General features: G+C 60.0%; 30 protein-coding genes and 1 tRNA gene. 22 read left to right on the top strand and 9 right to left on the bottom strand.

Translation table 11 applies throughout. The features are described 5' to 3' along the window. Nucleotides 1–75 precede the first annotated feature (75 nt). Both M1D78_RS14170 and hda read left to right on the top strand, forming a co-directional pair. Nucleotides 76–1176, top strand: a complete 1101-nt coding sequence (locus tag M1D78_RS14170; protein WP_437420630.1) for an AI-2E family transporter — start codon at nt 76–78, stop codon at nt 1174–1176. Continuing rightward, nucleotides 1173–1877: a DnaA regulatory inactivator Hda gene (gene hda, locus M1D78_RS14165; RefSeq protein ID WP_437420629.1), complete on the top strand. Its 705-nt coding sequence runs from the start codon at nt 1173–1175 to the stop codon at nt 1875–1877. The genes M1D78_RS14170 and hda overlap by 4 nt, the downstream gene beginning before the upstream one ends. A gap of 10 nt (nt 1878–1887) precedes the next feature. Here the strand turns inward: hda and M1D78_RS14160 are convergent, their stop codons facing one another. From M1D78_RS14160 to arsC, 3 genes are read right to left on the bottom strand one after another with little or no spacing between them, the layout of a single operon-like run. Continuing rightward, complete coding sequence (locus M1D78_RS14160) at nt 1888–2298, bottom strand: DUF2069 domain-containing protein (RefSeq protein ID WP_437420628.1); 411 nt, start codon at nt 2296–2298, stop codon at nt 1888–1890. Beyond that, nucleotides 2291–2896, bottom strand: coding sequence for an NAD(P)H:quinone oxidoreductase (wrbA, locus tag M1D78_RS14155; RefSeq protein WP_437420627.1), 606 nt, complete (start codon nt 2894–2896; stop codon nt 2291–2293). The genes M1D78_RS14160 and wrbA overlap by 8 nt, the downstream gene beginning before the upstream one ends. Then, the gene (gene arsC / locus M1D78_RS14150; RefSeq protein WP_437420626.1) at nt 2893–3246 is read right to left on the bottom strand and encodes an arsenate reductase (glutaredoxin); all 354 of its coding nucleotides are present in this window, start codon (nt 3244–3246) and stop codon (nt 2893–2895) included. Before arsC ends, wrbA begins: the two co-directional genes overlap by 4 nt. 151 nt (nt 3247–3397) lie before the next feature. Between arsC and M1D78_RS14145 the strand changes: the two genes are divergently transcribed. Further along, nucleotides 3398–4618, top strand: coding sequence for a virulence factor BrkB family protein (locus tag M1D78_RS14145; protein WP_437420625.1), 1221 nt, complete (start codon nt 3398–3400; stop codon nt 4616–4618). Between the two features lie 27 nt (nt 4619–4645). Then, on the top strand, nt 4646–5092 hold the full coding sequence (locus M1D78_RS14140) for a TlpA family protein disulfide reductase (RefSeq protein ID WP_437420624.1): 447 nt from the start codon (nt 4646–4648) through the stop codon (nt 5090–5092). A 100-nt stretch (nt 5093–5192) separates the two neighbouring features. On the opposite strand, the gene M1D78_RS14135 is transcribed toward M1D78_RS14140, so the two are convergent. From M1D78_RS14135 to M1D78_RS14120, 4 genes are all read right to left on the bottom strand, one after another. Further along, nucleotides 5193–5765, bottom strand: a complete 573-nt coding sequence (locus tag M1D78_RS14135; protein ID WP_437420623.1) for a lytic transglycosylase domain-containing protein — start codon at nt 5763–5765, stop codon at nt 5193–5195. Between the two features lie 4 nt (nt 5766–5769). Continuing rightward, on the bottom strand, nt 5770–6723 hold the full coding sequence (locus tag M1D78_RS14130) for a hypothetical protein (RefSeq protein WP_437420622.1): 954 nt from the start codon (nt 6721–6723) through the stop codon (nt 5770–5772). An 8-nt stretch (nt 6724–6731) separates the two neighbouring features. Further along, nucleotides 6732–8447 carry a proline--tRNA ligase gene (locus M1D78_RS14125; RefSeq protein ID WP_437420621.1) on the bottom strand — a complete coding sequence of 572 codons (1716 nt, stop codon included), beginning with the start codon at nt 8445–8447 and terminating at the stop codon, nt 6732–6734. Between the two features lie 156 nt (nt 8448–8603). Beyond that, nucleotides 8604–9884 carry an OprD family porin gene (locus tag M1D78_RS14120; protein ID WP_437420620.1) on the bottom strand — a complete coding sequence of 427 codons (1281 nt, stop codon included), beginning with the start codon at nt 9882–9884 and terminating at the stop codon, nt 8604–8606. A 455-nt stretch (nt 9885–10339) separates the two neighbouring features. Here M1D78_RS14120 and M1D78_RS14115 point away from each other — a divergent pair, with 455 nt between their 5' ends. Together M1D78_RS14115 and M1D78_RS14110 are read left to right on the top strand one after the other, a co-directional pair. Continuing rightward, nucleotides 10340–10762, top strand: a complete 423-nt coding sequence (locus tag M1D78_RS14115) for an HIT family protein (protein WP_437420619.1) — start codon at nt 10340–10342, stop codon at nt 10760–10762. 3 nt (nt 10763–10765) lie between these two features. Beyond that, nucleotides 10766–10972, top strand: coding sequence for a SlyX family protein (locus M1D78_RS14110; RefSeq protein ID WP_437420618.1), 207 nt, complete (start codon nt 10766–10768; stop codon nt 10970–10972). A gap of 24 nt (nt 10973–10996) precedes the next feature. On the opposite strand, the gene M1D78_RS14105 is transcribed toward M1D78_RS14110, so the two are convergent. Both M1D78_RS14105 and M1D78_RS14100 read right to left on the bottom strand, forming a co-directional pair. Next, nucleotides 10997–11620, bottom strand: coding sequence for a cold shock domain-containing protein membrane protein (locus M1D78_RS14105; RefSeq protein ID WP_437420617.1), 624 nt, complete (start codon nt 11618–11620; stop codon nt 10997–10999). 233 nt (nt 11621–11853) lie between these two features. Further along, on the bottom strand, nt 11854–12324 hold the full coding sequence (locus tag M1D78_RS14100; RefSeq protein ID WP_437420616.1) for a Dps family protein: 471 nt from the start codon (nt 12322–12324) through the stop codon (nt 11854–11856). Between the two features lie 333 nt (nt 12325–12657). On the opposite strand from M1D78_RS14100, the gene aspS reads away from it, so the two are divergent. The 16 genes from aspS to M1D78_RS14020 all read left to right on the top strand — a co-directional run bounded on the left by aspS (nt 12658) and on the right by M1D78_RS14020 (nt 26398). Beyond that, nucleotides 12658–14433, top strand: coding sequence for an aspartate--tRNA ligase (aspS, locus tag M1D78_RS14095; protein ID WP_437420615.1), 1776 nt, complete (start codon nt 12658–12660; stop codon nt 14431–14433). Between the two features lie 76 nt (nt 14434–14509). Further along, nucleotides 14510–15256, top strand: coding sequence for a YebC/PmpR family DNA-binding transcriptional regulator (locus M1D78_RS14090; protein WP_437420614.1), 747 nt, complete (start codon nt 14510–14512; stop codon nt 15254–15256). Nucleotides 15257–15403: 147 nt separating this feature from the next. Then, entirely contained in the window at nt 15404–15928 is a 525-nt protein-coding gene (gene ruvC, locus M1D78_RS14085) for a crossover junction endodeoxyribonuclease RuvC (RefSeq protein WP_437420613.1), read from the top strand. Nucleotides 15929–16005: 77 nt separating this feature from the next. Further along, nucleotides 16006–16611 (top strand): Holliday junction branch migration protein RuvA, encoded by a 606-nt coding sequence (ruvA, locus tag M1D78_RS14080; RefSeq protein ID WP_437421323.1) that lies wholly within the window; start codon nt 16006–16008, stop codon nt 16609–16611. Nucleotides 16612–16686: 75 nt separating this feature from the next. Next, nucleotides 16687–17739 (top strand): Holliday junction branch migration DNA helicase RuvB, encoded by a 1053-nt coding sequence (ruvB, locus tag M1D78_RS14075; protein WP_437420612.1) that lies wholly within the window; start codon nt 16687–16689, stop codon nt 17737–17739. Nucleotides 17740–17790: 51 nt separating this feature from the next. Next, nucleotides 17791–18234 carry a tol-pal system-associated acyl-CoA thioesterase gene (gene ybgC / locus M1D78_RS14070; RefSeq protein WP_437420611.1) on the top strand — a complete coding sequence of 148 codons (444 nt, stop codon included), beginning with the start codon at nt 17791–17793 and terminating at the stop codon, nt 18232–18234. A gap of 2 nt (nt 18235–18236) precedes the next feature. Beyond that, nucleotides 18237–18929 (top strand): protein TolQ, encoded by a 693-nt coding sequence (tolQ, locus tag M1D78_RS14065; protein ID WP_437420610.1) that lies wholly within the window; start codon nt 18237–18239, stop codon nt 18927–18929. A 12-nt stretch (nt 18930–18941) separates the two neighbouring features. Next, complete coding sequence (tolR, locus tag M1D78_RS14060; RefSeq protein ID WP_437420609.1) at nt 18942–19394, top strand: protein TolR; 453 nt, start codon at nt 18942–18944, stop codon at nt 19392–19394. Next, entirely contained in the window at nt 19394–20407 is a 1014-nt protein-coding gene (gene tolA, locus M1D78_RS14055) for a cell envelope integrity protein TolA (RefSeq protein WP_437420608.1), read from the top strand. The genes tolR and tolA overlap by 1 nt, the downstream gene beginning before the upstream one ends. Beyond that, complete coding sequence (gene tolB, locus M1D78_RS14050; RefSeq protein WP_437420607.1) at nt 20404–21705, top strand: Tol-Pal system beta propeller repeat protein TolB; 1302 nt, start codon at nt 20404–20406, stop codon at nt 21703–21705. The genes tolA and tolB overlap by 4 nt, the downstream gene beginning before the upstream one ends. A gap of 50 nt (nt 21706–21755) precedes the next feature. Further along, the gene (gene pal, locus M1D78_RS14045; RefSeq protein WP_243604819.1) at nt 21756–22259 is read left to right on the top strand and encodes a peptidoglycan-associated lipoprotein Pal; all 504 of its coding nucleotides are present in this window, start codon (nt 21756–21758) and stop codon (nt 22257–22259) included. A 5-nt stretch (nt 22260–22264) separates the two neighbouring features. Continuing rightward, a complete protein-coding gene (gene ybgF / locus M1D78_RS14040; RefSeq protein WP_437420606.1) occupies nt 22265–23086 on the top strand; it encodes a tol-pal system protein YbgF in 822 nt (273 codons plus the stop codon). A 118-nt stretch (nt 23087–23204) separates the two neighbouring features. After that, nucleotides 23205–23852 (top strand): 7-carboxy-7-deazaguanine synthase QueE, encoded by a 648-nt coding sequence (gene queE / locus M1D78_RS14035; RefSeq protein WP_437421322.1) that lies wholly within the window; start codon nt 23205–23207, stop codon nt 23850–23852. Nucleotides 23853–23900: 48 nt separating this feature from the next. Further along, nucleotides 23901–24575, top strand: a complete 675-nt coding sequence (gene queC, locus M1D78_RS14030) for a 7-cyano-7-deazaguanine synthase QueC (protein WP_437420605.1) — start codon at nt 23901–23903, stop codon at nt 24573–24575. A gap of 53 nt (nt 24576–24628) precedes the next feature. Beyond that, nucleotides 24629–24704, top strand: a tRNA-Lys gene (locus M1D78_RS14025). Between the two features lie 197 nt (nt 24705–24901). Next, entirely contained in the window at nt 24902–26398 is a 1497-nt protein-coding gene (locus M1D78_RS14020) for an acetyl-CoA hydrolase/transferase family protein (protein ID WP_437420604.1), read from the top strand. Nucleotides 26399–26439: the final 41 nt, after the last annotated feature.

The raw sequence follows: 26439 nt of genomic DNA, 5'->3' as shown, positions 1-26439 counted from the left end.
CTGGATCACGGAATTGCCTGCTTATCCAGTGGGCTAAGCAGGCAGTCGCGGCTAACTACAAAGGATGTTTCGAACATGACGCTAGACCGAACGGGCCGCTGGCTGCCGCTGGTGGTTCTGCTATTGCTTGGCGCGCTGCTGTATCAACTCTCGCCGATTCTGTCGCCGTTCCTGGTGGGCATTCTCCTGGCCTACCTCGGTGATCCGCTGGTCGATCGCCTGGAGCGCTGGGGGGCATCCCGCACCTGGGGGGTGATACTCGTGTTCGCCCTGTTCAGCCTGATACTGCTGTTGCTGCTGGGCGTGTTGGTACCGATGCTTGGCCGGCAGTTGATGCACCTTTATGAGCTGGCTCCGCTGGCGCTCGACTGGTTGCAAGTAACGGGGCTGCCCTGGATTCAAGCGCAGTTCGGGCTGAGCCAGGAATTCTGGCGGTTCGACCAGATCAAGAGTGCCTTCTCGGCGAACCTGGGCAGCACCAAGGACATCGTCACCGTGATCCTCAGCCAGGCGACGGCCTCGAGCCTGGCGCTGCTGGCCTTCCTGGCCAACCTGCTGCTGGTTCCGGTGGTCTGTTTCTACCTGTTGCGCGATTGGGATCTGATCATGGCCAAGCTACGCGGCTTGTTGCCCCGGCGTCGCGAAGACACCGTGATGAGCCTGATGCGTGAGTGTCATGAGGTCATCGGTGCGTTCCTGCGCGGGCAGTTGCTGGTGATGCTGGCGCTCGCCGCGGTGTATTCGATTGGCCTGATGCTGGTTGGTGTAGACCTGGGCCTGCTCATCGGCGTGCTGGCGGGCCTCGCGAGCATCGTGCCCTACATGGGCTTCGTGGTCGGCATTGGTGCGGCGATCATTGCCGTCTTGTTCCAGTTCGGCTTCGAGCTATACCCGCTGCTGGGGGTAGCGGCCGTCTTTACCGTTGGGCAGATGCTCGAAGGCATGCTGCTGACGCCGTTGCTGGTCGGTGACCGCATCGGCCTGCATCCGGTGGCGGTCATTTTCGCTGTACTGGCCGGCGGGCAGTTGTTCGGTTTCGCGGGTGTCCTGCTGGCGCTCCCGGTGGCGGCTGTGATCATGGTGCTGCTGCGCCACGTGCACGATCTCTATAAACTCTCCGACCTTTACGCAGAGCCGCCAGGCCCAGGCATACCGGTCGAACCTCCCAAGCAATGAAACCCATCCAGCTCCCCTTGGGGATCCGTCTGCGCGACGACGCTACCTTCGCTAACTTCTACCCGGGCGCCAATGCCGCGGCGTTGGGCTATGTCGAGCGTATCTGCTCCCCCGAAGCCGATTGGTCGGACGAACTCATCTACCTGTGGGGGCACATGGGTGTCGGCCGTAGCCACCTTCTCCAGGCCGCGTGCCTGCGTGTCGAGCAGCGCGGCGAGATGGCGGTTTACCTGCCGTTGGCAGAAGTTGCCGAATACGGGACGGCCCTGCTGGATAACCTCGAGCAGAGCGAGCTGGTGTGCCTCGATGATCTCGATGCTGTCGCCGGTGACCCGGTTTGGGAAGAGGCGCTGTTCCATCTGTTCAACCGGCTGCGCGACAGTGGCCGTCGGCTACTGCTCGCAGCAGATCACTCGCCTCGGGAGATTGCCGTCGCGCTGCCGGATCTTAAATCACGGCTGAGCCTGGCTTTGGTGTTTCAGCTTCAGTCGCTGTCGGACGAGGACAAGCTGCGCGCACTGCAGTTGCGTGCCTCACGTCGAGGCCTGAACCTGCCCGACGACGTCGGCAAGTTCATTCTGACCCGAGGAACGCGCAGCATGAGCGCCCTGTTCGAACTGCTCGATCAACTGGATCAGGCATCGTTGCAGGCGCAGCGTAAGCTGACCATACCGTTCCTTAAGGAAACGCTCGGCTGGTAGCTGACGTCGATCAGTTTTCGCCGGCCCGCTTGCGTTCGTACTGGTAGGCCCAGCGGGTATAAAGCAAGGCGCTGATGAACAGTGCCAGGCTGACCAATGCTTCCAGCCAGCCATAGATCATCCGGCCTGGATCGATGGCCGCCAGTACACCCTGGATGAAGTAAAGATTGACGATGAAGCAGGTCCAGGCGTGCGCGCGCGGGCTGCCCGTGAGCATGCCCGGTGCGACCAGCAACAAGGGGATCAGCTGAATACCCACCACGACCCACGTGCGTGCGCCGTGCAAATCGGCGAAGGCCAGGTTCCAGACCAGCAGAAGCAACGCCAGGCCGATGAAGCTGGCCAGCGCACAGGCACGGCTGAAGCGGACCCGAGGTTCAAGCCAATCCAGTGAAGGCAGGGGTTTTGGCGTTCTAGCCACGGCCTTTCTCCAAACTTGTTGCGGTTCGTGCGAGGCGCGCGCCAAGGGCACGGCATAGTGCGATTTCATGCTCATCCAACGAGCGCTTGCCATCGGCGCCGGCATGGTGGCTGGCGCCATATGGCGTGCCGCCGCCGCGGGTCTCCAATAAAGCGTTCTCGCTGTACGGCAGGCCGAGCACCAGCATGCCGTGGTGAAGCAGCGGCAACAGCATGGTCAACAAGGTCGTCTCCTGGCCGCCATGCAGGCTGGAGGTGGAGGTGAATACGCCGGCGGGCTTGCCAACCAGCTCGCCGGTGAGCCAGAGGCCGCTCGTGCCGTCGAGGAAATACTTCATCGGCGCTGCCATGTTGCCGAACCGGGTCGGACTACCGAGGGCCAGCGCGGCGCAGTGCTTGAGATCTTCTGGGGTGGCATAGATGGCGCCATCCGCTGGGATGGTTGGCGAGACCGCTTCGCACTCGGTGGAGACAGACGGCACTGTACGCACCCGAGCTTCCAGGCCGGCTTGCTCGACACCGCGGGCGATCTGTCGCGCCATTTCAGCGGTAGCGCCATGCCGGCTGTAATACAGCACCAGAACATAGGGCGCGGTCATGGCAGCAACTCCAGGACGTTCTCCGGCGGCCGGCCAATGACTGCCCGATCACCTGCGACAAGGATGGGGCGCTCGATCAGGCGAGGGTGCGCCGCCATGGCAGCGATTAACGCTTGGTCGTCGAGGTTCGGGTCGTCCAGACCGAGGCTTCGGTATTCCTCCTCGCCGGTGCGCAACAACTCCCTGGCGCTGAGGCCAAGCAGGGCGAGAAGGTTCGTCAGCTGCGCGGCGTCTGGTGGTGTATCCAAATAGCGAACAATGGTGGGCTGGTGGCCGCGCGCCTCGAGCAACTCCAGCGCGCTGCGCGATTTCGAGCAACGCGGGTTGTGATAAAGCGTGAGATTGGTCATTCAGGGTTGCTTCCCGGCAAGTAAGTTGGCCATTCTAACCCTCAATCCCGTTTGGCCTGAAACGCCGCTCCGCCGCGTTGCGGGCGCCTTGATCCGCCAGCGTCCATTGGCTTGCGTACCGGAACGAAGTGGTTTGTCTCGAGGAGAAGGAATGCACCATCGGCTCCATGACATGATCGACTTCGTCCGTTTCCTGGTGAAACGATTCCTGGCTGACCGCGGTCCCCACAGCGCGGCGGCGTTGACCTACACCACGCTGTTCGCCGTTGTGCCGATGATGACGGTGACCTTCGCCATGCTGGCCGCGATTCCCGCATTCCAGGGGGTTGGCGAGCAGATCCAGGGCTATGTGTTCAACAACTTCATCCCCTCGACCGGCGCAACGATCCAGGAATATCTGGTGGCGTTCACAGACCAGGCGCGGCAATTGACCTGGTTTGGTGTCGGCTTTCTGATGGCGACGGCATTGATGATGCTGCTGACCATCGAAAAAGCATTCAACGTGATCTGGCGCGTCCGACAGCCGCGGCGGGGCATGTCCAGCTTTCTGCTGTATTGGGCAATCCTCAGTCTCGGCCCCCTGTTGCTTGGCGCCGGTTTCGCGATGAGCACCTACATCACCTCGCTGTCGCTCATTTCAGGGCCGCACGCCCTGATCGGCGCGGGCACGGTGCTCAAGGTGATGCCGCTGGTATTCAGCGTCGCGGCCTTCACGCTGATCTATGCCGCCGTTCCCAACACCCGCGTTCCGCTCAGGCACGCGGCGATCGGGGGGCTGTTCACCGCGGTCCTGTTCGAAGCGGCCAAACAGGCGTTCGGCCTGTATGTCAGCTATTTTCCGAGCTATCAGCTGATCTACGGCGCTTTCGCCGCCGTGCCGTTATTTTTGCTGTGGGTCTATCTGTCCTGGATGATCGTGCTGTTTGGTGCGGAGTTGGTTTGCGGTCTGTCATCGTCCCAGCAGTGGCGGCGGCGCGCGCTACCCAGATTGATCGTCATGCTCGGGCTGTTGCGGGTGCTTTACGAAGGACATCAGGCGGGGCGGGAGGTGCGCCTGCGCGATGCCCATCGCAAGGGCTGGCAACTGCCCGAGGATGAGTGGGATGAGATTTTCGAGTTCTTCGAACGCGAGCGGCTCGTCTGTCGAACCGGTACGTCCGCCTGGGTGCTGTGCCGCGACCTCAATAGCTACAGTTTCGATCAGCTGCTGCGCAACAGCCCCTGGCCGCTCTCGGCTACCCGGAATTTGCCCGAGCGGCTCGACGAGCCCTGGTATCCGCCACTGCGCCAAGCGCTCGAGTTGCTGCGCCAGGAGCAGGCCAATCTCTTCGGCGGCAGCATCGCTGATTGGCTGCAGGCGGAGCGAACCTGACCTTTCGATGACCGAAGGAATGTGATGATGTGGAAATGGCTTGGCCTGCTGGCCTGTGTGCTATTGGCTGGATGCAGCGAGAGTTGGGGCCCGGATTCGCATGGCAAAGAGATCACCGGGCGGGAACTGGAAGGGCAGTGGGTATTGATCAATTACTGGGCCGAGTGGTGTGGGCCCTGTCGTACGGAGGTACCTGAGCTCAATGCCATCGACGAGGCGAATGGCGAGGTGACCGTGCTGGGCGTCAATTTCGACGAACTGCAAGGGCAGGACCTCGTTGAGGCGGCCCAGGCTCTCGGCATTCGCTTCAGGGTGCTCGGTACCGATCCGGCCGAGCGACTTGAACTCAGCCGCGCCGCGGTGCTCCCGGTAACGGTCATCGTCGATCCTGATGGCCGGGTGCGTGAAAGCCTGGTCGGAGAGCAGACAAAGGAAGGGTTGCTTGCGCGCATCGACAGCTTGCGTAAGCGTTAGCGGCAACGTCGCTGGACCGTCTGACAGGGGGGAAGGGCTGGCCCGCGGACGCTGGGCTGCCGAACCGTTGCATCGTTGGGCTGACAGGCTGTGGCGATTCCTAGGGCCGTACGTACCAGAAGTCCTGCCAGAAACCCAGCACCTTGGCTGGGTAATGCGGCTTACCCAAGCTGCCGTTGTACCGCGCGAGGGCGCGCTGGATGTTTCCGTTTTCTTTTTTTAGGTAATAGCTGAGGATCGTGCAGCCGTAGCGCAGATTGGTTGCGTTGTCCGTCAGGTTATCTTGCGGCCGGCCCAGTTCGGCCTTCCAGAAGGGCATCACCTGCATCATCCCCTGAGCGCCCACGCTGGAAATGGCGAAGCGGTCGAAATGACTCTCGGCATGTATCAATGCCAAGACCCACTCCGGCTTGAGCCCCGCCTTGCTGGCTTCCTGATGCACCAGGCGAAGCAGCGTGAGTCGTTCTTCCGGGTTGGGCACGTAACGCTTGAGGCGGGTGGACATGTCGAGCAACCAGACCTCCGCGTCGAAGCGGTCCTGGAAGCTGCCGGCTTCGGCCACGGTGCGCTGCATCAGGTCGCGAAGCTCGGGTTCGGGCGCCTGGCGAACCGAGGCAGCCACAGGCAACGCGAGCGCAAGGCACAGCATTAATAACCCGTGCAGCGGCTTCATGAGCTCAGCCGTCTTCGCCTGGATCGGTGACCTGGCGACCGGCGTCCTGCATCAGGGTTCGCAGAAACTCCTGCTGTAGGTCTGGATCGTTACGAGTGAGCTCGATCAGGCTCTGCTCCAGTTCACTGGCTTCCTCTTCAAGGCCCAGCTCCGAGAGCCGCTTGACGCGATGCACCCACTGGTCGACGTCATCGCCCTCGAGATCGTTGAAGATGAGGTCGTGCGCTTCCAGCAGCTTGCCCCGCAGGTTGCGGCTGACCAGTAATACCGCATCGGCCTGAGTACCGTCCTCTGGATCGCGCACCTGCAGCAGTAGTCGTCCGACCTGGCTGATGTCCTGATCAGGGAAGGGCCCATCGAGCAAATTCAGCCGAAGCACGCCATTGCGATCGGTGCTGAGTTCGTGCGTTTCGTTACCGGCGGTCACCCTGACCGGGCGCTCGGCCCATGGCAGGCTCGTGTATTCCAGCCGGGCATCACGCCGCTGCTCATCAAGGTGAGCTAGGTTCTGCTGCGAGCGGCCGTTCGATTCGGTGTTCAGAAAAGGGTTGAGACCGGCGAATCCGTAACTGATCCAGTCACGCGTGGCGCTTTCTGGAAGGTTACCGAGCAGCACCACGTTGAGCACATTGGCGCCTATACCCGCTACAACAGCGACAGCGCCAAGTGGGATTTCATACAGCTCGCGCCAGGGTTGGTACGGGGTGTAGCGATCATAGCGGCGCGTGACTTCGAAGTCGGTGACCTCGAATGTCTTCTGGTCGAAGATACGCACCCGGCGTTGTGGCAGCTCCAGAACGGGTTCGCCGACCTCGATGCGCAAGCTGTGATCGAGGAGCTTGCGCTCGGTGCGGGCTTCGTTCTCGCTGCGTTGCGGCAGGTGATTGGCGCAGCCAGTGAGCAGAAGCGCCACGCAGAGCGTGGCGAAAGTTGAAGCAGAGACACTTCGGTTGAGCATGATTTCCGTCAGCGTTTGATACGCGAATTGATGAACTCGAGGATGTCGGCGGCCGGAATGGCTTGGGGCTCCGCATCGCGGCGGTGCTTGTACTCCAGCGTGCCCTCGGCAAGTCCGCGATCGCCGATCACGATGCGATGCGGAATGCCGACCAGTTCCATGTCGGCGAATTTGACGCCTGGACTGGTCTTCTTGTCACGGTCGTCCAGCAGAACCTCGAATCCAGCCCCACACAGTTGCTCGTAAAGCGCATCGGTCGCCTGGCGAACGGTCTCGTTCTCGTACTTCATCGGCACGAGTGCAATCTGGAAGGGCGCCAAGGCGTCTGGCCAGAGAATGCCTCTGTCGTCATAGTTCTGCTCGATGGCTGCGGCCACTACTCGCGAAACGCCGATGCCATAGCAACCCATGACCAGGGTGACCGGCTTGCCGTTCTCGCCCATGACGCTGCAGTTCATCGCCTGGCTGTACTTGGTACCGAGCTGGAAAATATGACCCACCTCGATGCCGCGCTTGATCACGAGCGTGCCCTGGCCGTCCGGGCTCGGGTCGCCGGCGACCACGTTGCGCAGGTCGGCTACCTCTGGCAGCGGAAGGTCGCGTTCCCAGTTGATGCCGAAATAGTGCTTGCCCTCGTCATTAGCACCAGCGGCGAAGTCGCTCATGAGCGCTACCGAGCGGTCGATGACGCAGGGAATTGGCAGGTTCAGCGGACCGAGAGAACCCGGGCCGGCTCCTATGGCTGCTCGGATTTCCTCTTCCGAGGCGAAAACCAGCGGGCTCTCGACCTGCGCCAGGTTAGCTGCCTTGATTTCGTTCAGTTCATGATCGCCGCGTACCACGAGGGCGACCAACTGGCCTTCCTCTACACCGCGGACCACCAGTGTCTTGACGGTCTTCTCGACAGGCAGCTCGAACTGCTCGACCAGCGCGGCAATCGTTTTGCAATCTGGCGTGTCGACCAGACGCAGCTCTTCAGTGGCGGCGCCACGCTCGGTCTCACGCGGGATGGCTTCGGCTTTCTCGATATTGGCGGCGTAGTCGGAGCTGTCGCTAAACGCTATGTCGTCTTCGCCGGATTCGGCCAGTACGTGAAATTCATGCGAGCCGGTCCCGCCGATGGATCCGGTATCGGCCTGGACGGGACGATAGTCGAGGCCCAGGCGCGTGAAAATGTTGCAGTAGGCCTGATGCATGCGGTCGTAGGTCTGCTGCAGCGAGTCCTGATCCAGATGGAAGGAATAGGCGTCTTTCATCAGGAATTCGCGCCCGCGCATCAGGCCGAAGCGGGGGCGAATCTCGTCCCGGAACTTGGTCTGGATTTGATAGAAGTTGATCGGCAACTGCTTGTAACTGTTGAGCTCGTTGCGGGCGAGGTCGGTGATGACTTCTTCATGGGTCGGGCCGACGCAAAACTCGCGGTCGTGGCGGTCCTTCAGGCGAAGCAGTTCAGGCCCGTACTGTTCCCAGCGGCCCGATTCCTGCCATAGCTCGGCAGGCTGCACTGCCGGCATCAGCACTTCGAGCGCGCCGGCCTTGTTCATTTCGTCGCGCACGATTGCTTCCGCCTTGCGCAGCGCACGCAGCCCCATCGGCATCCAAGTGTAGAGTCCCGAGGCGAGCTTGCGGATCATGCCGGCACGCAGCATCAGTTGATGGCTGATCACCACCGCATCGGACGGTGTTTCTTTGAGGGTCGAGAGCAGGAACTGACTGGTGCGCATGTGGCCGTTGTGTCCTTGCAAAGCTGGGAATTTGGCCCGGCATTGTACGGTGGCGACAGGGTCGCGTACAGAATCGTCCCGTCGCGGCGGATGAAACGAAGAAGCCCGGCGGGTGCCGGGCTTCGGGTGTTGCATGAGTAACGATGCGGAGCGGTGTTACAGGATGCTCAGCGGATACTCGACGATCAGGCGGGTGTCGCTCAGGTCATTATCCAGACCATTGGTGGCGTTATAGAACGCCTGGCGAACGCGCAGGGATAGATCCTTGGCAGGACCTTCCTGGAACACATACTTAGCTTCCATATCCCATTCGCGCTCTTCAGCGTCCGAGTTGCCAGCGCCCATGTTGATGTTGCTACCGCTCACGTAGCGAGTCATGAAGCTGAGGCCCGATACACCGTAGGCTGCCATGTCGAGGTCATAGCGGACCTGCCAGGACTGCTCGTCTTCGTAGTAGAAGTCGGAGTACTGAACGGAGTTGCCCAGCCATACCGTGCCGCCACCGTCGATGCCGTAGATATAGCCGTTGGTGTTAAAGCCGCCGTGAGACTTCTGATACGCAACCGTGAAGCCATGGGCTCCAAGCGAGTAGGTGGTTGCCAAGCTCCAGATGGTGTTGTCTTCATCACTGCCAGTGCCAGTGATTTCGGAGTCGTATTCACTCTTGTAGATGTTGAAGTCGAACGCCAACGATTGGTCGTCAGCAAGCGCCATGTTGTAGTTGGCGTTGCCGTAGATCTTTTCGAACGCGTCCTTCACGTCGGAATAGTAAAGCGACGTGCTGAAGTTATCGGTAAAGGAATAAGTGCCACCAACGAAATTGATCTCGTCGAGCCCTTCGGAGTCATGATCGGATTGTGCTTTGCCGCTCAACGAGGTGAAGCGACCTGCGTTCAGTTCAAGACCTTCGATTTCGCTGCTGGTCAGCAACGCGCCCCGTGCGGTTTCTGGCAGCAGGCGAGCATCGTCTGTCGAGAACACCGGAAGAGCGACGAACTGAGTGCCGTATTTCAATACGGTGTCGGAAAGGCGGAATTTGACCGCAGCGCCTGCATGTGAATAGTCGTCCTGGGGCCGACCCTCGCTGTCGCGCGGGAAGACATCAGGCCAGGCGCGATCGGTGCCGCTATCAAGCTTGACGCCGAGCAGGCCGATGGCATCGATACCGACGCCGATGGTGCCCTGAGTGAAGCCGGACTCGAAGGTGCCGATGAAGCCGTGGCCCCAGGCTTCGCGGTAGCTCTGACCGTTTTCGGTCTCATCGCCACCGGCGCCGTAGTCACGGAAGTCACGGTTCATATACAGGTTACGGTTCAGGATGGTCAGGCTGCTGCCTTCGACGAAGCCTTCCGATTCGGATTGGCTGGACGCCAGGGCCATTTGCGACGTGCCGGCCGCAACGGCCATGGCGATAACACTCCACTTCATCACTTTCATGCGTGATTGCTCCTTTGGTTTCAAATTGGTGCTTGCTTTCCTGCGTGCGCCGGAAAGAGGCATCTTATTGGTCGTATCACAAGCTCAATTCAATCCATGTCTGCCTAGCTGGTCGTAAACCTGCAGCAAGCCTAGGAATGTATTTCCGAGAATTACTGTGTAGCTGGGTAAACTTGCGACGGCAAGCTTAACGCAGTCTTTAAGGATTTTCTCCCCCCTGAAATCGTGCCCTGTAGGAGGGATAGCAATAACCGTGCACAAACGCTCAAAGACGTCTCATCACCGTTTCGCTGCGCTAGCGTGACAGCCTGTCGCGCCAATACCGGGCCGAAAGCGATTCGCTACGCCCTGTTCCGGTGCATGTCTTCGGGCTGTAAGGCGGAGGGCTGCAACGCTATCCTTCGGCTAGTTGCACATCTTCGATATGCATCACTCGATAGAGGAACGGACGCGTTATGTTTGAACTGGACTCTCGTCTGGAAAACGATACGGTGACGATCGGGGACTATCCCCTGTGTCGTCTTTTATTGATGAATGACTCGAACTATCCATGGTTCATCCTGGTGCCGCGTCGCGGCGAAGTCAGCGAGTTGTTCCAGCTGGATGTTGCGGACCAGGAACAGCTATGGCGCGAGGCAACCTCGTTTGCCGAAATCGTCAAGGACACCTTTCGCGCGGACAAGATGAATGTCGCGACGCTGGGTAATGTCGTCAACCAGCTGCATCTGCATGTCATCGCTCGGCGGCGGGACGACCTGGCCTGGCCGGCTCCGGTCTGGGGGCGCCAACCTGCGCAGCCCTATGCGGCCGACCAGGTCGCGGGGATCAGGCGCAAGCTCGAGCTGGTCTTGACTGGTGAATTTAGGTTCGTGGAGTAGACGATGGATACCGATCAACGTATCGCTGATCTGGAAACACGGCTCGCCTTCCAGGACGACACTATCCAGGCGTTGAATGACGTGCTGGTTGGACAGCAGAAGGTGATCGAGCGTCTGCAGGCTCAATTCGAGCTGCTTGCCCGACGGCAGGCGGAACTGCAAAGCAGTCTCGGTGGGGAACCGGACGAGGCACCGCCGCCGCACTATTGAACGAGTGCGGGCGGCGGCGAGCGTTCAGGCCGTGGCGACCACGTCTTCGGCTTGTAGGCCCTTGTCGCGCATCATGATGGTGAATTCGACTCGCTGACCTTCGATCAGGACGCGGTGGCCCTCGCCGCGGATGGCGCGAAAGTGGACGAATACATCGTCACCGCTGTCGCGCGAGATGAACCCGAATCCCTTGGATGTGTTGAACCATTTGACCGTCCCGGTCTCGCGCCCGGTTGCCGGCGCGCTGGCCCGAGCGCGAGGCTTGTTAGGTGCCGAGGCGGTTGCCGGGCGAGCTGTCGGCTCGTTTCGGGATTGGGTGGTGGCGAGGTTCAGCAGGACGGCCACCAGCGAGAGCACAACGCTAGCCAGGGTGGCCGGTTGGCCTGCAATCAGGCCTATCGGGGCAAGCAGCACGAGCGTCTGGATGCCGGCGGCGACGATCAATAACGCGGATGCGGCAAGTGAGATGGGGTGAGATCGACGATTCGTCGGGTGAGTAGAGGCAGCGAATTGGGCATTGAGCAGGCCGATGAACAGCAGCGACAGGGCATCGGTAAAGGTCAAGGGCGACGGACCGCCCATCAGGCTCGGGGCAAACGAGAGCAGAAGCGCGGCGGCGCCAATCAAGACATGGACAACTTTAAGCATTGATGAAAACTCACGGTTAAATAACGAGGAGAAGGCAACCGCTGCGGGCAATGAGTTCGGCAGATGAAAATGACTGCGCGGTAATGGCTGTCCCGATAGCGGCGCGGGCGTATTTAACAGTAAAGAGGGTTGCTGCTCAAACTGCCGAGGCGAGGATGCGAAGTGCGCTCAATGAGTGCCGAGGAAGGGCGGAGCGGGCTATGCCCGGCTCCGCAATGGGCGAGCGGGCGGCGCTACGCGGCGAGCAGGCTGCGAAGCATCCACGCGGTTTTCTCGTGGATCTGCATGCGCTGGGTGAGCAGGTCGGCGGTCGGCTCGTCGCTAACTTTCTCCAGGAGCGGAAAGATCCCACGTGCAGTGCGGACTACGGCCTCCTGGCCTTCGACCAGCAGCTTGATCATCTCATCCGCGGATGGAATGCCTTCCTGTTCTTTGATCGAGGACAGCCGTGCATAGGCCGAGTAAGTGCCAGGCGCAGGGAAGCCGAGTGCGCGAATGCGCTCTGCGATGTCATCGACTGCCGTGGCGAGCTCGGTGTATTGAGTTTCGAACATGGTATGCAGGGTGTTGAACATAGGCCCTGTCACGTTCCAGTGAAAATTATGAGTCTTCAGGTACAGGGTGTATGTGTCGGCCAGCAAGCGGGACAAGCCCTCGGCAATAGCGGCGCGGTCCTGTTCGGTAATACCGATGTCGATTTCCATGGTTATCTCCCGTTGATAAGTTGGCTAACAGTTATGCCAGAAAAATGGCTCAAGTGGTAAGCGGTGCGCTTATGCCGCACCACGTTGGCTTCTTTCGAATCCGCTGAGCGCCCGTGGTTCCCAGGTATGAGGCTATTAGAGTAATACGTCGCGCCTATAGACCCGGCTGCTTTGGCCTGATTATCGGGATATACTCCCGCGCTTGTGTCACGCGGTGTTGCGTTCGCTGGCGTCGGGCTTTTGCCGGTAACCAGGTTCGAATGCAATCTTGACCGCCATATCGCGAACCGCGCGATCCACCGAATTCCAAAGTTACGAGAAGCGAACCTCACCATGATGCGCAGCCACTATTGCGGCCAGTTGAACGAAAGCCTGGACGGCCAGGAAATCACTCTATGCGGCTGGGTTCATCGCCGCCGGGACCACGGCGGGGTGATCTTCCTCGATATTCGCGATCGTGAGGGGCTGGCCCAGGTCGTATTCGACCCGGATCGCGCCGAAACCTTTGCCGCGGCAGACAAGGTGCGTAGCGAATACGTCGTCAAGATCACCGGCAAGGTTCGCCTGCGTCCGGCTGGGGCGGTCAACCCGAACATGGCGTCCGGCGCCATCGAAGTGCTGGGCTACGAGCTCGAAGTGCTGAACGAGGCGGAAACCCCGCCGTTCCCGCTGAATGAATACAGCGACGTCGGCGAGGAAACCCGTCTGCGCTATCGCTTCATCGACTTGCGCCGCCCGGAAATGGCGGAGAAGCTCAAGCTGCGTTCGCGCATCACCACCAGCATCCGTCGCTACCTGGACGAAAATGGCTTCCTCGACGTTGAGACGCCGATTCTTACCCGTGCTACGCCGGAGGGCGCGCGTGACTACCTGGTGCCCAGTCGCACCCATCCCGGCAGCTTCTTCGCGCTGCCCCAGTCACCCCAGCTGTTCAAGCAACTGCTGATGGTTGCCGGCTTTGATCGCTACTACCAGATCGCCAAGTGCTTCCGCGACGAAGATCTGCGCGCCGACCGCCAGCCGGAATTCACCCAGATCGACATCGAGACCAGCTTCCTCAACGAGTCCGACATCATCGGCATCACCGAAGGCATGGTGCGCAAGTTGTTCAAGGAAGTACTGGGCGTCGAGTTCGGTGAGTTCCTGCACATGCCGTTCGAGGAGGCCATGCGTCGCTACGGCTCGGACAAGCCGGACCTGCGCATCCCGCTGGAGTTGGTCGATGTTGCCGACCAACTGCAGGAAGTCGAGTTCAAGGTCTTCGCAGGCCCAGCCAATGATCCCAAGTGCCGCGTTGCTGCGCTGCGGGTGCCGGGTGGGGCGAGCATGCCGCGCAAGCAGATCGACGACTACACCAAGTTCGTCGGCATCTACGGTGCCAAGGGCCTGGCCTACATCAAGGTCAACGAGCGCGCCAAGGGCGTCGAGGGCCTGCAGTCGCCGATCGTCAAGAACATTCCGGAAGACAAGCTGAACGTCATCCTCGATCGCGTCGGTGCGGTTGATGGCGACATCGTCTTCTTCGGCGCCGACAAGGCCAAGATTGTCTCCGAGGCGCTCGGCGCGCTGCGCATCAAGCTGGGCCATGACCTCAACCTCCTCACGTGCGAGTGGGCCCCGATGTGGGTCGTCGACTTCCCGATGTTCGAGGAGAACGATGACGGTTCGCTCAGCGCGCTGCACCATCCGTTCACCGCGCCCAAGTGCACACCCGAAGAGCTTGAGGCCAATCCTGCCGCAGCGCTGTCGCGTGCGTACGACATGGTGCTCAACGGTACCGAGCTGGGCGGTGGTTCCATTCGTATCCACCGCAAGGACATGCAGCAGACCGTCTTCCGCATTCTCGGCATCGACGAAGCGGAGCAGAACGAAAAGTTCGGCTTCCTGCTCGATGCGCTGAAGTTTGGCGCGCCACCGCACGGCGGCCTGGCGTTCGGTCTTGATCGCCTGGTGATGCTGATGACTGGCGCGCAGTCGATCCGCGAAGTCATCGCCTTCCCGAAAACTCAGAGCGCTGCTGACGTCATGACCCAGGCGCCGGGTGCCGTGGACGCTAAGGCACTGCGCGAACTGCACATTCGCCTGCGCGAGCAGCCGAAAGCCGAATGATGATGGCCGGAGCCCAGGGGAACCTGGGCTCTTGGTTTAAGCAGATTGAAAAGTTGATCACAAAGGGAGGCAGTTAATGGCTGGGCATTCCAAATGGGCCAACATCAAGCATCGCAAAGGGCGTCAGGACGCCAAGCGCGGCAAGATTTTCACCAAGCTGATTCGCGAGCTGACCGTCGCCGCTAAGAGCGGGGCGATTCCTGCCGATAATCCGCGTCTGCGCCTGGCCGTGGACAAAGCCTTGGTCGCCAACATGTCGCGCGATGTGATCGATCGCGCCATCGCTCGCGGTGCCGGCAACAACGAAGCCGACAACGTCGTCGAACTGACCTACGAAGGTTATGCGCCAAGTGGTGTTGCGATCATCGTCGAAGCCATGACCGACAACCGCAACCGTACGGCGGCAGAAGTGCGCCATGCTTTCAGCAAACACGGCGGCAACCTGGGCACCGACGGTTCGGTGGCCTACATGTTCGATCGCAAGGGCCAAATCAGCTTCGCCACGGGAGTGGACGAGGATGCACTGATGGAAGCCGCTCTCGAGGCGGGTGCCGACGACGTGGAAATGGGTGAGGATGGCTCGGCGCTGGTGTCCACCAGCTTTACCGATTTTCATGCGGTCAACGAGGCGCTGGGCGCGGCCGGCTTCAAAAGTGATGAAGCGGATATCGCCATGATTCCGTCGATCGCCGCCCCGGTGGCCGATCTGGAGACCGCACAGAAGGTGTTGCGTCTGATCGATGCCTTGGAAGATCTGGATGACGTGCAGAACGTCTACCACAACGCCGAGATTCCAGACGAAATCATGGAACAGCTGGACTGACGACCACTATCGGTTTTCTAGCCGGAAGCCACCTTCGGGTGCTTCCGGCTTTTTGTTATAGGTCGAAAGTGCTCACGCCGGTGGCTGGCCGCGTCAAGGTCATCTCCTTATACTGGCGCCTGGATAAATAGACAGTACGGCGGCGGCATGACGCTCATCCTTGGCATCGATCCTGGCTCGCGCATAACGGGCTATGGCGTGGTGCGTGACAATGGTCGGTCTTGTGAATACGTGGCGTCCGGCTGCATTCGCACCGGTGGTGGTTTGCTCGCCGAGCGCCTTCAGGCGGTGTTCGTGGGCGTTAGTGAAATCATTCGCCTGCATGGCCCCGTCACCATGGGCATTGAGCAAGTCTTCATGGCGCGCAATGCCGACTCTGCACTGAAGCTGGGCCAGGCACGGGGTGCTGCTATCGTCGCTGCGGCGCAACAGGGCCTGCAGATTGCTGAATACACCGCTACCCAGGTCAAGCAGGCGATCGCCGGTACGGGAGGCGCCGACAAGCAGCAGGTGCAGCTGATGGTGATGCATCTGCTGAAACTGACCCAGAAACCACAGATCGATGCGTCCGACGCGCTGGCCATCGCGCTGTGCCACGCCCACCATAGGCAGAGCCTGATTCCGCACGGGCTGGCCAATGCTAAGCGGCGTGCCGGTCGCCTCCGGTTGTAAGTTCGGATTCGCGTGCACGCCGCCATGGCAGTGAATAGACAGGCAGGCATGGCTCTGCCGAATGAGGATGAATGAGTGTGATTGGACGTTTGCGCGGCACCCTGGCGGAAAAACAGCCGCCTCACCTGATACTTGATGTCAACGGCGTCGGCTATGAGCTCGAAGTGCCTATGACGACACTCTACCGATTGCCGGCAGTTGGCGAACCGGTGACCCTGCACACCCATCTGGTTGTCCGTGAGGACGCCCACTTGCTCTATGGTTTTGCAGATAAGCGGGATCGTGAGCTGTTCCGCGAGCTGATTCGGCTCAATGGTGTTGGCCCCAAGCTAGCATTGGCCCTCATGTCTGGCCTGGAAGTAGACGAGCTGGTGCAATGCGTACAAGCGCAGGACACTTCTGTGTTGGTGAAGATACCGGGCGTCGGCAAGAAGACGGCCGAGCGTCTATTGGTCGAACTGAAAGACCGTTTCAAGGCGTGGGAAACCATGCCGTCCATCGCTACGTTGGTGGTGGAACCCCGCGGAAATGTGGCAGTCTCAAGCGCCGAGACCGACGCCGTCAGCGCATTGATTTCCCTTGGCTTCAAGCCGCAAGAGGCGAGCCGTGCCGTAGCCGCCGTACAGGAAGAAGATTTGAGCAGTGAAGATCTGATTCGCCGTGCCCTCAAGGGAATGGTTTAGCGTGGACGTGCTTCACATCGTTTTTGAGCGAACGTCGCAACCTCTGGATGGCGAGACGGTGAGAGGTGTCGCGCCATGATCGAAGCTGATCGTCTCGTGACGGCCGGTGGTCGTGACCGTGAGGAGCAGTTCGATCGGGCCATTCGCCCCGTCAGCCTGGGCGACTATGTTGGGCAACCCGTTGTGCGTGAGCAGATGGACTTGTTCATCAAGGCTGCACGCGGACGCAACGAGGCGCTCGACCATACCTTGATCTTCGGCCCGCCCGGCCTGGGCAAGACCACGCTTGCCAACATCATCGCCCAGGAAATGGGTGTTTCGATAAAGAGTACTTCGGGTCCCGTGCTGGAGCGCCCGGGCGACCTCGCTGCGCTGCTGACCAATCTCGAAGAAGGCGACGTCCTGTTCGTCGACGAGATTCATCGCCTGTCGCCTATTGTTGAAGAAGTGCTTTATCCCGCGATGGAGGACTTTCAGCTCGACATCATGATTGGTGAAGGGCCAGCGGCGCGTTCGATCAAGCTCGATTTGCCAGCTTTCACTCTCGTCGGCGCTACCACCCGCGCTGGGATGCTCACCAATCCGCTGCGCGATCGTTTCGGAATCGTCCAGCGGCTCGAGTTCTACTCGACACAGGACCTGGCCACCATCGTCACTCGGTCGGCCGGTATTCTTGGCCTGGCGATCGAAGCCGAGGGTGCGTTCGAGATTGCTCGGCGGGCACGCGGTACGCCGCGCATCGCCAATCGATTGCTTCGGCGGGTCCGCGATTTTGCCCAGGTACGCAGCGATGGCCAGATTACCCGCGCCACGGCCGATCAGGCACTGAACATGCTTGATGTAGACGAGCGCGGCCTCGACCATCAGGATCGTCGCTTGCTGCTCACGCTCATCGAGAAGTTCGATGGGGGCCCGGTCGGCATCGAAAGCTTGGCCGCGGCGATCAGCGAAGAGCGCCACACCATCGAAGACGTGCTCGAGCCGTACCTGATACAGCAGGGCTATATCATGCGCACGCCGCGCGGGCGGGTGGTGACCCGTCATGCCTATTTGCACTTCGGCTTGAAACTGCCGCGCAGCATGGGTGATTCGCCGGTGCCGGACCTCTTCGATGGCGACACAAGGTGACAAAAATATTGTTCTCCGACCCAATTGGCATTTACAGAGCCTGGCACTAGTATGCGCGCGGAATCACAAGCTCAATCGTTTAGCCATCGCTGCCGTGTCTACTACGAGGACACCGATGCGGGCGGCATCGTCTACTACGTCAATTACCTCAAGTTCATGGAGCGGGCCCGTACCGAACGGTTGCGCAGCCTGGGTTTTGCCCAGTCGCAGCTTGTCGGCGAAGACCTGCTTTTCGTCGTGCATTCGAGCGAGGCGCGCTATCTGTCGCCAGCGCGGCTGGATGACGAGCTACTGGTGAGCGCGGACGTGATCGAGATGAAGCGCGCTAGCCTGCGCTTCAGGCAACAGGTGAGGCGAGCCTGCGATGGCGAGCTGCTCTGCGAGGGGCGGTTTCTGATTGCCTGTGTGCGTGCTGAGAGTTTGAAACCCCGTCCCCTTCCCGAATTGCTGCGAGCGGCGTTCGTCGAGTCGGGTCTACCCCCTGCAGGAGAGTAAGCGTGGAAGCCAACGTCGATCACATGTCCATGTGGAGCCTTATCAGTAACGCCAGTTTCGTGGTGCAACTGGTGATGTTGATCCTGGTGGGCGCCTCGGTGACTTCATGGATCCTGATTTTCCAGCGCACCAACATGCTGCGTGCCGCGAAGCGTGCACTGGACGCGTTCGAGGAACGTTTCTGGTCTGGCATCGACCTGTCCAAGCTTTATCGTCAGGCCGGCAGCAACCCGGACCCGGACTCCGGCGTCGAGCAGATCTTTCGTGCTGGCTTCAAGGAGTTTTCCCGCCTGCGCCAGCAGCAGGGCGTAGATCCAGACGCGGTGATGGATGGTGTCAACCGCGCCATGCGGGTCGCGATTTCTCGAGAGGAAGAAAAGCTTGAGCAGAGCCTTCCGTTCCTTGCCACCGTCGGCTCGACCAGTCCCTATATCGGCCTGTTCGGCACCGTATGGGGCATCATGAACTCCTTCCGTGGGTTAGCGCAGGTCCAGCAGGCGACCCTCGCAACCGTTGCGCCGGGTATTGCTGAGGCCTTGATTGCCACCGCGATTGGCCTGTTCGCAGCGATTCCAGCGGTCATTGCCTACAACCGTTTCTCGGCGCGCGGCGAGCTGCTGATCGGGCGTTACTACACCTTCGCTGACGAGTTCCAGGCGATCCTGCATCGCAAAGTACACACCACCGAAGATTGAGGCCCGCTGGCCATGGCAAGAATTCGCAACAGACGCAAGCCCGTCGCCGAGATGAACGTGGTGCCTTACATCGACGTGATGTTAGTCCTGCTCGTCATCTTTATGGTGACCGCGCCAATGCTCAACCAGGGGGTCAAGGTCGATCTGCCGAAGGTCAGCAGTGAGGCGCTTCCACAGGACAACAACTCGCGCGTGCTGACCATCTCGATCAAGGCCGACAAGAGCTACTACTGGAACATCGGCAGTGAGGTCGACACCGATACGGTTCAGGACAAGGCTCTGACGCTCGATGAGATGACCAAGGCAGTAACCGCGATCATGAACCAGAACCGCAGCCAGGGGCAGCAGGTCCAGGTGTTCGTACGCGGAGACAAGGCGGTTGATTACGGCTCGGTGATGGCGGCCATGGGTGGGCTGCAGGAAGCGGGTGTCGGTAACGTCGGTCTGATCACCGAGGCGCCTTGATGCAGCAGCTGGAACGTTCGCGCTCTGAGAGCTATTACTGGCCGACCATCCTGGCGGTCGGGTTGCATGTCATCATTTTTGGCATGCTGTTCGTCAGCTTCGCCATGACTCCGGAGCTACCTCCGTCGAAGCCGATCGTCCAAGCCACGCTTTACCAGCTTAAGTCGCAAAGCCAGGCCAAGACCCAGACGAACCAGAAAATTGCTGGCGAGGCGCAGAAGACTTCTGCCAAGCAATACGAAACCGAGCAGATGGAGCAGCGCAAGGTCGAGCAACAGCGGCAGGCGGCTGCCAAGGCCGCGGAACAAAAGAAGGCAGATGAGGCTCGAAAGGCCGAAGCGGCCAAAGCGCAGGCGGAAAAGGCGGCCGAAGCGAAAAAGGCTGAAGACGCCAAGAAAGCCGCAGACCTGAAGGCGGCTGAGCAGAAGAAGCAAGCCGATATCGCTAAGAAGAAGGCGGAAGACGCGAAAAAGAAGGCCGAGGAAGAGGCTAAGAAAAAGGCTGCCGCCGAAGCCGCGAAGAAAAAAGCGGCGGAGGAAGCTAAGAAGAAAGCCGCAGCCGAGGCAGCCAAGAAGAAAGCGGCTGGCGAAGCGAAGAAAAAAGCAGCCGCCGAAGCAGCACGCAAGGCCGCCGAGGACAAGAAGGCTCAGGCGCTTGCCGAGCTGCTGTCCGAGGATACCCAGCGGCAACAGGCCATGGCCGATACTCAGGGCGACCAGGTTGCTGGCGATTTCGACGACCTGATTCGCATGCGCGCTGCCGAGGGGTGGACGCGCCCGCCATCGGCACGTAACAACATGTCGGTATCGCTGCGAGTGAACATGCTACCGGACGGTACGATTACCGCCGTGAGCGTATCCCGCTCCAGTGGCGATGCTCCGTTCGATAATTCCGCGGTTGCCGCGGTGAAGAACATCGGTCGGCTGACTGAAATGCAGGGGCTCTCTCCGCAGGAATTTCAGCCTTACCGCTCGTTCACGATGACATTCACGCCTGAGGATCTTGCGTTGTGATCAATTACCTTCGAAGTTTCGTCGTTCTACTTGCGTTCGCGCTGGGTACCGCGTCTGCGCAGGAAAAGAACATCGTAGTTACCAGCGGCTCCGACCGCGCAATCCCGATCGCTGTCGTGCCGTTCGGCTGGCAAGGCGGAAGCGTCCTGCCGGACGACATGGCCGAAATCATCGGCAACGACATGCGCAACACGGGTATTTTCCAACCGGTACCGAAACAGAACATGATCAGTTTGCCGACCCGCGGCAGTGAGATCATTTTTCGTGACTGGAAGGCGCTCGGTGCGCAGTACGTCATGGTTGGGAACATCGAGCCTTCTGGCGGCAAGCTGCAGGTTCGCTATGAGGTGTTCAACGTCAACACCGAACAGCAAGTCATGAACGGCAGTGTCGGCGGCAGCCCCGACCAGCTTCGTGACATGGCGCATTACGCCGCCGATCAGTCTTTCGAAAAGCTCACCGGCATCAAGGGGGCCTTTTCCACGCGGCTGCTTTACGTCACCGCCGAACGCCTAGGTGGCGCCAACACCCGTTATACGCTCCAGCGATCTGATTACGATGGTGCTCGCGCAGTGACACTGTTGCAATCGCGCGAGCCGATCCTGTCGCCGCGGTACTCGCCCGATGGGCGCCGTATTGCCTATGTGTCGTTCGAGCAGAAACGCCCGCGCATTTTCATTCAGCACGTCGACACCGGTCGGCGCGAGCAAATCACCAACTTCGAAGGTTTGAACGGGGCGCCAGCGTTCTCTCCAGATGGCAACCGCCTTGCGTTCGTGCTCTCGAAGGATGGCAATCCGGAAGTCTATGTCATGGACCTGGGATCACGACAGCTTCAGCGTCTGACCAACCACTATGCCATCGATACCGAGCCGTTCTGGGGCGCGGACGGGCAGACGATCTATTTCACCTCCGACCGTGCTGGCAAGCCGCAGATCTACAAGCAGCGGCTGGGCAGTAACAATGCCGAGCGTGTCACGTTCGTCGGCAACTACAACGCCAACCCGAAACTATCGGCCGATGAAAAGACTCTTGTGATGATCCATCGTCAGGAGGGCTACACCAACTTCAAGGTCGCTGCCCAGGATCTTCAGCGTGGCAATCTGAGGCTGCTGTCGGACACCAGTTTAGATGAGTCGCCCACTGTTGCGCCTAATGGCACCATGCTAATCTACGCGACCCGCCAGCAGGGCCGGGGAGTCTTGATGCTCGTATCCATCAATGGTCGAGTTAGGCTCCCGCTTCCTACTGCTCAAGGCGAAGTCCGTGAGCCATCGTGGTCCCCTTACCTGAACTGATGCGGTATCAACGCTTTACTTAACCAAAAACACACCTGGGGTTGTTACACATGGAAATGCTGAAATTCGGTAAGTTCGCTGCGCTGGCTCTGGCTATGGCCGTGGCTGTTGGTTGTTCGTCCAAGGGCGGCGACGATTCCGGCGAAGGCTCCACCGCCGTGGATCCGAATGCCGGTTACGGCGCTGACAGCGGTGCCGTTGACGGCAGCATGAGCGAAGAAGCCGCTCTGCGTGCCATCACCACCTTCTATTTCGAGTACGACAGTTCCGACCTGAAGCCGGAAGCCATGCGCGCGCTGGATGTTCATGCCAAGGATCTGAAGTCCGCTGGTAACCGTGTCGTTCTGGAAGGCCACACCGATGAGCGTGGTACTCGCGAGTACAACATGGCTCTGGGTGAGCGCCGCTCCAAGGCCGTACAGCGTTACCTGGTTCTGCAGGGCGTATCGCCCGCTCAGCTGGAACTGGTTTCCTACGGTGAAGAGCGTCCGGTCGCCATGGGTAACGACGAGCAGTCGTGGGCCCAGAACCGTCGCGTAGAGCTGCGTAAGTAATAGCCATGCTCAAGCATCGTCATCATCTGCTGATTCTGGCCCTTGGTTTGCCGCTCGTTGCGGCAGCCCAGGCTCCGGTTGTGGAATACGACTCGCAGCCTTCTGCTGGCTCCTCGTCGGGTTACGCTTCCGGGGCGGATAATGGCGGTGCCTACGCTGGGGGCGGAGCGGTTGCTCCGTCTTCGGCGCAGGGGATGCTCTTCGTGCAACTGCAGCAGATGCAGGAAGAGATCGCGCAACTGCGCGGCATGCTGGAAGTGCAGGAAAACGAGATTCAGCGCCTCAAGCAGGAAGGGCTGGAGCGTTATCAGGATCTGGACAGTCGCTTGTCGGGTTTGTCGACAGGTGGAGGTTCCGGCCAGAATGTTTCATCTGCCGGTAGTGCTGCCGGTAGTGGCGCGCAGACATCGAGCGATGCTGCGGCCCAAGGTACGGGTTCAAGCGAATCTGCTGACCCGGAAAAGGAAAAGCTTTACTACGATGCGGCGTTCGATCTGATCAAGGCCAAGGATTTCGACAAGGCCAGCCAGGCCTTTGCCGCGTTTCTTCGCAAGTACCCGAGCAGCCCTTATGCGGGCAATGCGCAGTATTGGCTGGGTGAGGTTAACTTGGCGAAGGGTGACTTGCCGGCTGCTGGCCAAGCGTTCGCCCGTGTCAGTCAGACCTATCCTCAACACAATAAGGTGCCTGACTCGCTGTACAAGCTGGCGGACGTCGAGCTCCGATTGGGTAATCGTGACAAGGCCAGCGGCATTCTTCGTCAGGTGATTGCAGACTACCCCAATAGTTCGGCGGCCCAATTGGCCCAGCGTCAACTTAATCGCTGATCAGCCAGTCTAGTTTTTGAATAAAACCCGCCCCTCGGCGGGTTTTTTCGTTAAAATCGCGCCCCCTTTCCCGCAACGGAGGCGGATGGCCTGTTTAGCCGTCACGCCCGTGGCTGATATGTACCCAACCCTGCGAATATCCGAGATTTTCTACTCGCTGCAGGGGGAGACGCGCACCAGTGGCCTTCCCACCGTGTTCGTTCGCCTAACCGGCTGTCCCCTGCGCTGTCAGTATTGCGATACGGCCTACGCCTTTAGTGGCGGGGAGCTGATTGCTATCGATGCGATCCTCGAGCGGGTCGCGTCTTACAATCCCCGCTACGTCTGCGTAACGGGCGGCGAGCCGCTCGCGCAGCCGAATTGCGCTGAATTGTTGCGCCGCTTGTGCGATGCCGGCTACGAGGTGTCGCTTGAAACCAGTGGGGCGCTGGACATAGCAGTTGCGGATGTTCGAGTGAGTCGCGTGGTAGACCTGAAGACTCCGGGGTCAGCAGAAGCGCATCGCAACCGCTACGAAAACATTGCGCTGCTGACGCCCAATGATCAGGTCAAGTTCGTAATCTGCTCTCGCGATGATTACGACTGGTCTGTTTCCAAGCTGATCGAGTACGGGCTGCAAGCGCGGGCCAGCGAGGTGTTGTTCTCGCCGAGCCACGGTCAGGTCGATGCACGTGATCTCGCTGACTGGATCGTGCAGGACAACCTGCCGGTCAGGCTGCAGCTTCAGCTGCACAAAGTGCTTTGGAATGATGCGCGTGGGCGTTGACGTCTGCGCCAACCGCCCGACCGTTATCGATATTCGACGAGGTAGACAATGAACGAAAAGAAAGCGGTCATCCTGCTCTCTGGTGGACTTGATTCGGCCACCGTCGTCGCGATGGCGCGAGCCGAGGGTTACGCCTGCTACACCATGAGTTTCGATTACGGCCAGCGCCACCGTGCCGAGCTGCAGGCTGCCGAGCGAGTTGCCCAGCAGTTGGGCGTCGTCGAGCACAAGGTGATTGGCATGAACCTCAACGGTATCGGTGGCTCCGCGCTTACTGACACCTCGATTGCGGTACCAGAACAGGTGGAAGAAGGGATTCCGGTGACGTACGTGCCGGCGCGCAACACGGTATTCCTTTCGCTCGCGCTAGGCTGGGCTGAGGTGCTGGGTGCGCAGGATATCTTCATCGGCGTCAACGCTGTCGACTATTCCGGCTATCCCGATTGCCGCCCCGAATTCGTCGAGGCGTTCGAGCGGCTTGCCAATCTCGCCACCCGGGAGGGAGTGGAAGGGCAGGGGTTCCGTATCCGCGCGCCGTTACAAAATATGAGCAAGGCTGAAATTGTGCAGGCGGGTACGCGCCTGGGCGTCAACTATGGGATGACCGTGTCGTGTTATCAGGCAGATGACGATGGCCGCGCCTGCGGTAAATGCGACAGCTGCCGCCTGCGTGCCATAGGCTTCTCCGAAGCTGGGCTGGCGGATCCAACACGCTACGCCTAATTTCAAAAAAGAGTTGAATTACTCAATCAAATCAGTATCATGCGCCCCGCATCGGGTCGTTAGCTCAGTTGGTAGAGCAGTTGGCTTTTAACCAATTGGTCGTAGGTTCGAATCCTACACGACCCACCAGAACAATCCCTACGGGGAAGGAAAGCCGGAGGCCGCAAGGTTGTCCGGCTTTTTTGCGTCTGTAGGTTCGTAGTCAGGAATACGAATAGATGCCAGTCCGATCAAGGCCTGTTTGTCTACGACCTTGGTATGTGACCCGCGCACGGGTAAACGTACTAGACTGCGACCTTCCGATTTCACCGTGGTTCGAGGCTCAAATGTATTCTGATCGCATCCGCTTGTCCTCCCTGCATAGCAAGGTCATGAGCGCCGACGAGGCTGCTACCCATGTACTCGACGGCATGACCGTCGGCATGAGCGGGTTCACCCGTGCCGGCGAAGCCAAGGCAGTCCCGATGGCGCTGATCAAGCGCGCCAAGGACAATCCGCTGAAAATCAGTCTCATCACCGGCGCCAGCCTTGGTAACGATCTCGACGGCATGATGGCCGAGGCCGGGCTGCTCGCCCGCCGCATGCCGTTCCAGGCGGACGCCTCACTGCGCAAGGCGATCAACCAGGGTGAGGTCATGTTTATCGATCAGCACCTGTCGCATACCGTCGAGCAGATGCGCAACCACCAGATCAAGAAGCCGGACCTGGCCATCATTGAAGCGGTTGCGATCACCGAGCAGGGGCATATCGTCCCGACTACGTCAGTGGGTAACTCGGCTAACCTCGCGTTGTTCGCCGACAAGGTCATTGTCGAGCTGAACCTGGCTCACAACCCGAACCTGGAAGGGTTGCACGACATCTACATTCCGGGCGAGCGCCCGAACCGTCAGCCAATCCCGCTGATGAAAGTCGACGACCGTATCGGTGTCGGTGCCATTCCGGTGGATCCGGCCAAGATCGCCGCGATCGTCATCACCGATCAGCCGGATTCCTACTCGACCGTCACGCCGCCGGACGACGAAACCCAGGCAATTGCCAACCACCTGATCCATTTCTTCAAGAAGGAAGTCGATGCCGGCCGCCTGAGCAATAGCCTTGGTCCGCTGCAGGCTGGTATCGGTAACATCGCCAACGCCGTGATGTGCGGTCTGATCGACTCGCCGTTCGAGAACCTGGTGATGTATTCCGAAGTGCTACAGGACTCCACCTTCGAGCTGATCGACGCCGGCAAGATGGTCTTCGCTTCGGGTTGCTCCATTACCCTGTCGCAGCGCTGCAACGACCGCGTCTTCGGCAACCTTGAGAAATACAAGGACAAGCTGGTACTGCGCCCGCAGGAAATCTCCAATCATCCGGAGCTGGTCCGCCGTATCGGCATCATTGGTATCAACACTGCCCTCGAGTTCGACATTTACGGCAACGTGAATTCCACGCACGTCGGCGGCACCAAGATGATGAATGGCATCGGCGGTTCGGGTGACTTCGCCCGTAACGCACACATGGCTATCTTCGTGACCAAATCGATCGCCAAGGGTGGCGCGATTTCTAGTGTCGTTCCGATGGTCGCCCACGTCGATCATACCGAGCACGACGTCAGCATCCTGGTGACCGAGCAGGGTTTGGCAGACCTGCGTGGCCTGGCGCCGCGTGAGCGTGCTCGCGTGATCATCGACAATTGCGTGCATCCGTCCTACCGCGACGCACTCAACGCCTACTTCGAAGCGGCGTGCAAGAAGGGTGGGCAGACGCCGCATCTGCTGCATGATGCGATGGACTGGCACACCAACCTCGAAGAGCGCGGTCACATGCTCAAGGGCAAGTGATCCAGAGCCCGCCGGCGCAAACCGGCGGGCTTTTTCCTTTC

Source organism: Pseudomonas sp. SA195, from assembly GCF_054131565.1.
The sequence above is the reverse complement of the archived record's forward strand: the minus strand, read 5'-3'. Positions and strand labels throughout refer to the sequence as shown.

Bases quoted from the DNA above. Each gene is read 5' to 3' on its own strand.
- M1D78_RS14170 (WP_437420630.1), top strand. From the start codon at position 76: ATGACGCTAGACCGAACGGGCCGCTGGCTGCCGCTGGTGGTTCTGCTA.
- hda (WP_437420629.1), top strand. From the start codon at position 1,173: ATGAAACCCATCCAGCTCCCCTTGGGGATCCGTCTGCGCGACGACGCT.
- wrbA (WP_437420627.1), bottom strand. From the start codon at position 2,896: ATGACCGCGCCCTATGTTCTGGTGCTGTATTACAGCCGGCATGGCGCT.
- arsC (WP_437420626.1), bottom strand. From the start codon at position 3,246: ATGACCAATCTCACGCTTTATCACAACCCGCGTTGCTCGAAATCGCGC.
- M1D78_RS14145 (WP_437420625.1), top strand. From the start codon at position 3,398: ATGCACCATCGGCTCCATGACATGATCGACTTCGTCCGTTTCCTGGTG.
- M1D78_RS14140 (WP_437420624.1), top strand. From the start codon at position 4,646: ATGTGGAAATGGCTTGGCCTGCTGGCCTGTGTGCTATTGGCTGGATGC.
- M1D78_RS14135 (WP_437420623.1), bottom strand. From the start codon at position 5,765: ATGAAGCCGCTGCACGGGTTATTAATGCTGTGCCTTGCGCTCGCGTTG.
- M1D78_RS14130 (WP_437420622.1), bottom strand. From the start codon at position 6,723: ATGCTCAACCGAAGTGTCTCTGCTTCAACTTTCGCCACGCTCTGCGTG.
- M1D78_RS14125 (WP_437420621.1), bottom strand. From the start codon at position 8,447: ATGCGCACCAGTCAGTTCCTGCTCTCGACCCTCAAAGAAACACCGTCC.
- M1D78_RS14120 (WP_437420620.1), bottom strand. From the start codon at position 9,884: ATGAAAGTGATGAAGTGGAGTGTTATCGCCATGGCCGTTGCGGCCGGC.
- M1D78_RS14115 (WP_437420619.1), top strand. From the start codon at position 10,340: ATGTTTGAACTGGACTCTCGTCTGGAAAACGATACGGTGACGATCGGG.
- M1D78_RS14110 (WP_437420618.1), top strand. From the start codon at position 10,766: ATGGATACCGATCAACGTATCGCTGATCTGGAAACACGGCTCGCCTTC.
- M1D78_RS14105 (WP_437420617.1), bottom strand. From the start codon at position 11,620: ATGCTTAAAGTTGTCCATGTCTTGATTGGCGCCGCCGCGCTTCTGCTC.
- M1D78_RS14100 (WP_437420616.1), bottom strand. From the start codon at position 12,324: ATGGAAATCGACATCGGTATTACCGAACAGGACCGCGCCGCTATTGCC.
- aspS (WP_437420615.1), top strand. From the start codon at position 12,658: ATGATGCGCAGCCACTATTGCGGCCAGTTGAACGAAAGCCTGGACGGC.
- M1D78_RS14090 (WP_437420614.1), top strand. From the start codon at position 14,510: ATGGCTGGGCATTCCAAATGGGCCAACATCAAGCATCGCAAAGGGCGT.
- ruvC (WP_437420613.1), top strand. From the start codon at position 15,404: ATGACGCTCATCCTTGGCATCGATCCTGGCTCGCGCATAACGGGCTAT.
- ruvB (WP_437420612.1), top strand. From the start codon at position 16,687: ATGATCGAAGCTGATCGTCTCGTGACGGCCGGTGGTCGTGACCGTGAG.
- ybgC (WP_437420611.1), top strand. From the start codon at position 17,791: ATGCGCGCGGAATCACAAGCTCAATCGTTTAGCCATCGCTGCCGTGTC.
- tolR (WP_437420609.1), top strand. From the start codon at position 18,942: ATGGCAAGAATTCGCAACAGACGCAAGCCCGTCGCCGAGATGAACGTG.
- tolA (WP_437420608.1), top strand. From the start codon at position 19,394: ATGCAGCAGCTGGAACGTTCGCGCTCTGAGAGCTATTACTGGCCGACC.
- pal (WP_243604819.1), top strand. From the start codon at position 21,756: ATGGAAATGCTGAAATTCGGTAAGTTCGCTGCGCTGGCTCTGGCTATG.
- ybgF (WP_437420606.1), top strand. From the start codon at position 22,265: ATGCTCAAGCATCGTCATCATCTGCTGATTCTGGCCCTTGGTTTGCCG.
- queE (WP_437421322.1), top strand. From the start codon at position 23,205: ATGTACCCAACCCTGCGAATATCCGAGATTTTCTACTCGCTGCAGGGG.
- queC (WP_437420605.1), top strand. From the start codon at position 23,901: ATGAACGAAAAGAAAGCGGTCATCCTGCTCTCTGGTGGACTTGATTCG.
- M1D78_RS14020 (WP_437420604.1), top strand. From the start codon at position 24,902: ATGTATTCTGATCGCATCCGCTTGTCCTCCCTGCATAGCAAGGTCATG.